Annotated in this window: 5 protein-coding genes; 1 reads left to right on the forward strand and 4 read right to left on the reverse strand. The window is 72.8% G+C overall.

Translation table 11 applies throughout. The features are described 5' to 3' along the window. Window positions 1–359: 359 nt before the first annotated feature. The 3 genes from ACWCSD_RS48775 to ACWCSD_RS48785 form a co-directional block, all read right to left on the reverse strand. Window positions 360–1334 (reverse strand): hypothetical protein, encoded by a 975-nt coding sequence (locus ACWCSD_RS48775; RefSeq protein WP_449926027.1) that lies wholly within the window; start codon window positions 1332–1334, stop codon window positions 360–362. Next, window positions 1331–1684, reverse strand: coding sequence for a GntR family transcriptional regulator (locus ACWCSD_RS48780; RefSeq protein WP_352360048.1), 354 nt, complete (start codon window positions 1682–1684; stop codon window positions 1331–1333). The genes ACWCSD_RS48775 and ACWCSD_RS48780 overlap by 4 nt, the downstream gene beginning before the upstream one ends. 82 nt (window positions 1685–1766) lie before the next feature. Next, window positions 1767–2717 (reverse strand): helix-turn-helix transcriptional regulator, encoded by a 951-nt coding sequence (locus ACWCSD_RS48785; RefSeq protein ID WP_364341404.1) that lies wholly within the window; start codon window positions 2715–2717, stop codon window positions 1767–1769. 149 nt (window positions 2718–2866) lie between these two features. On the opposite strand from ACWCSD_RS48785, the gene ACWCSD_RS48790 reads away from it, so the two are divergent. Beyond that, the gene (locus ACWCSD_RS48790) at window positions 2867–3115 is read left to right on the forward strand and encodes a heavy-metal-associated domain-containing protein (RefSeq protein WP_397162767.1); all 249 of its coding nucleotides are present in this window, start codon (window positions 2867–2869) and stop codon (window positions 3113–3115) included. A gap of 146 nt (window positions 3116–3261) precedes the next feature. Here the strand turns inward: ACWCSD_RS48790 and ACWCSD_RS48795 are convergent. Further along, window positions 3262–4335: leucine-rich repeat domain-containing protein (locus ACWCSD_RS48795; RefSeq protein WP_449926032.1), on the reverse strand; the 1074-nt coding region annotated here is incomplete at its 5' end.

Here is a 4335-nt window from a genome sequence, read left to right on the forward strand (position 1 = left end):
GGCGGAACACCGGCCCGCGCTCGGCCGCCGCCCGCTCCACGAACCCCAGCGGATCGCGGCGGTAGTGCCGCGCCGCGCCGCGCGGCCACGGCCGCCCCTGTTCGGGCACGACCCGATCCGGTTTCCCGACCGTCGTCATCCCACCTGCCCCATGCCATCCGTGAATCGGGTGTACACGCAGGCGGCGCAGGTGCGCCCCCCAGGAGAACGGTGCCGCACGGCCGCGACGGGCCGGGCGCCACGAGAACCAGGAACAGCGGCAGTGTATAGGCCGGGTCCCGGCCCGCCGGTGGCCGAGTGATCAATGGGATCAGCGTGATCACATTGACCAATGTCACCGGCGTGCCGGCCCCGGGCGCTCAGGCGGCCTGGTCGCGCAGGCTGTTGATCAGGCCGGCGGCGGTGGGGGCGTCGCGGCAGGACACCAGGAAGTCGGTGCCGTCGGCCAGGCGCAGGGCCAGCGCGGGCCCGGGCAGCAGCAACATGCCCGCCCCGGCGCCGTGCAGGGCTCCGTTCAGCAGCCACCGATCCGCCGGGACGTCGACCGCGTCGGCCCGGCGCACGCTGCCGACCGCGACCTCCCGGCTGATCGGGCCGAGCGTGACGGTCACCGCGCGCTCGTCGATGGCCAGCCGGTAGGAGCGCATCGGCAGCAGCACCACGGCGACGACCACGACGGCGGCCCCGGCCCAGCCCGCGGGGCCGACGGTGAGGACCAGCGCCGCCGTCATGGCCGCCCCGGTCAGTGTGAGAGCGGCCACGCCCAGGTCGACGGCCCGGCTGACGCGCCGTTCCTGCCAGGAGACCTTCTCCTGGCCGCGCAGCGGCAGCCGGGGAGCGTCGGGGGCGGGGGCGCCGGTGGCCCGGCCGGCGGGGGTGCGGCGGCCGGCCAGCAGGAAGGCGGCGAACGCGCCGGCGAGCGTGGCCACGGGGACGAGCACGCCCATCACCGCCGGCGAGGGCGGAGCCGCCTGGGCCGCGGTGGGGGCGTCGAGTGCCGCGTGCAGGATGACCAGCAGGGACGTGGCCGGCGCGACGGCGATCGTGACGACCGCGACCAGGATCGCCGTCCGGATCGCATGGGCGCGCGAGGCCGGCGCGCGACCGGCCAGGACGAACCCGGCCAGCCCGGCCAGCCAGACGGCCGCCGGGACGCCGAGCAGCAGGGTGGACAACTGCTCGACCGTGACGGTGGAGCCGTGGGCCGCGCCGCTGCGGCCGGGTAACGCGGCGGGCAGCCGCTGACGCCAGGCGAGCACGGTCAGCACGGCGCCGCCCAGAACCGCCGCGGGCAGGGCGACCGCGCCCGTCAGCCATCGGACCTTACCGATCATGTGAATTCCTTCCCCACCAGCGACATCAGTTCGTCGCGGTTCAGGCCCGCGCGGCGGGCCACGGTGACAAGGTGCCGGACGGTCTGCACGAGCTGTGCCCGCTCGCGCGGGTTCGTCCTGGTGACGGTGGCGCCGCGGCCGGGACGCAGCTCGATCAGTCCTTCGTCGCGCAGGTCGGCGTAGGCGCGCAGCACGGTGTGCATGTTGACCTCCAGGGAGGAGGCCAGGTCGCGGCCGGAGGGCAGCCGGTCGCCGGGGGTCAGCAGCCCGTCGGCGATGCCGCGGCGGACGCATCCGGCGATCTGCTCGCTCAACGGCGTGCTGCTGCTCGGGTCGACGCGATAGAGCATGTTCTAATCCTGATAGAACAATGCGAGTTTCACAAGCCCGATCCGCCCGGCGCGCGGATCGGGGAGAGAGGGCCTTCCCGGCTCAGATCCAGCCGAGCTTGGCGGCGCGGACGCCCGCCTGAAAGCGGCTGTCGGCGCCGAGCTGCGCGGTCAGCTCGGCCACGACCCTGGTCACCGTGCGGTTCGAGACGCCCAGGGCACGGGCGATGGCGTCGTCCTTGGCGCCCGTGGCCAGCAGGCGCAGCACCGCCCGCTGCTGGTCGTTGAGCTCTTCGCCGTCGGCCGCCCTGGGCACGTCGCCCGGTTCGGAGGCGGTCATCCAGCAGTAGTCGAACAGCGCGGCGTAGGAGGCGACCAGCCCGCGTCCCTCGATGAGCATCGCACCCGCCATGAGGTCGCCGGGCATCACCTCGGCCACGGCCAGCTCGCGGTCCAGCATGATCAGCCGTACCGGGACGAACGGCATGGTGCGCACCTCGACCCCGCCCTCCAGCATGCCCTGGACGTGCTCGCGCATCGCCGGCTGGGCCAGCTGGCTCTGGGCGTGCATGATGCGCACCCGCACGCCGCGGGCCACCGCGCGCACGTCCTCGGCGCGGGAGTCCCGCAGCCGCTCCGGCTCCCAGGCGTGCGGCATGTGCATGCCCATGACCTCCTCGCGGGCCAGGTCCGTCGCCGCCCGCAGCTTCACCCGCAGGGCCTCCACGTTGGACCGGGGGAAGAACTCGACGCGGGCGTCCTGGGGGTCGCCGTCCAGGCGCAGGTAGTGCTCGGTGAGCTCCCTGGAGGCCGCCCGCTGCTCGGCGAGCATCCCGAGCAGCTCCTCGCCGCCGAGCAGCATGCGGTTGAGCGCCGCCATCGCGTCGACGGCGATCTCGGCGCCGGGGTTGAGCAGGCCGAGCCTGGTCAGCCGGTCGCGGGCCCGCTCGACCTCGGCGCCGCGCAGCCCCAGCCCGGCGGCCGCCGCGCCGAACGACTCCCGGTGCCGGCGCATCCGCGTGTACACCCGCCTGGCGGTGGCCTCGTCGCTCACGTCCCTCTCCTGTCCGCTTCCCGCCATGGCGGGAAGGGGAAGTCGTATCCGCTGTCGTCGCCGCTCTCCTTGCGGCAAGCTCAGAAAAGGGTACGGCGTGGTGAAACGGACCCCATACCCAACCCCTGTACGGCACTTCGGAGGACCTTATGATCACCCTTGTCCACAGCCTCGTCACCTACGGCATCCCCGACCTGAACACCGGGAGCTGCGCCACGTGCGTGGAGGCGGTGAAGCGGGAGCTGGCCCTGATCCCGGGGGTGGTGGGCGTGGACGTGAACCTGGCGGCCGGCCGGGTGAGCGTGCTCACCGAGGGCCCGGTCGAGGAGAGTTTCATCGTGGCGGCCATCGAGGACGCCGGCTGCGAGTCCGACCGCTTGCCCGGCTGGCGTTCCTAGGGCGTGTGTGAGAACCCTGTCGCGTCGATCGCGCTGCACCGGGATGATCTCGGTGCAGCGCGTGGGGACTCAAGTGATGCGCGATTCGGGTGCCCCGCCTGGGTGCCGGCCGTCCCCGCTTCGCCCGGATCGGGTGCGGGCCGCGCCTACTCGAAGTCGATCTGGGCGGTCGGGTGTGCGGCGGTGATCCGGTCGCGGACCGCCCTCGGGAACAGGTTGCCGTACAAGTTGGCCACCGCCAGATCGGGGAGCGTGTCGAAATCCGCCGGCAGGTCGTTGAGCTGATTGAACCTCAGGTCGACGATCCGCAGCCGACGAAACGTCCCGATCCCGGCGAAGTGCTCGGGCTTGAGCTTGAGGCGCTTGGTGTTCCGCTGCCACCGGCTGATCCGGAGCTCCTCCAGTCCGGGCAGCTCCATGGCGAACAGCTCCCGCAGGAAAACGTGCGACGGCAGGGGCGTGCCGGCGCGGCGGCTGTCTCCGCCGAAGCCGAGGACCCGCAGCGCGGGCAGGCGGCCGAGGTCGGGCAGCGGGTCGCGCAGCAGACCGAGGCTGTCGCCGAGGTCGAGATCTTCGAGGCGGGTCAACCGCAGCAGGCTGTCGGGGACGGTGTCGAAGTAGTTGCCGCTCAGGTCGAGCCGGCGCAGGTTCGGGAAGGTGGTGACGGCCTCGGGGAAGGTCCGCAGGAAGTAATGGCTCCCGCCGGTCATGGACACCTCCTCGACGGCGGCCAGCCCGTGCGCGGAGTCGGGGAACACGACGTCGGTCCCGTCGGCGACCAGCTTGCGCAGCGCGACCAGGTCGCCGAAGGCGTCCGGCAGGACGAACCGTGTCACCTGCGGCAGGTTCCACTCCGACCCCGACTCCGTGTCGACGGAGACGGACAGGTAGGAGATGTCGAGTTCCTCCAGCGCGGTGAGCCGGCCGATGGCGGCCGGCAGGGTGAACTCGACCGTGTCCAGGTCCGTGTCCCGGTTGCCGGCGACGCACAGCACCCGGAGCGCGGCCAGGTCGCCGATCGATTCCGGCAGGGCGGTCAGCTCGCATGTGCGCACCGACAGGTGCTCCAGCCGGGTGAGCGTCCCGAGCGCCTCGGGCAGCTCGCCGATCGGGTTGCCGTCCAGGATCAGGGTACGAAGCCACGGCATCTGGAGCACCTCGGCGGGAAACTCCTTGAGGTTGCGACCGGTCAGGTCGAGGTGCTCCACCCGGTCGGCCCG

It is taken from the genome of Nonomuraea sp. NPDC001684 (genome assembly GCF_053596515.1).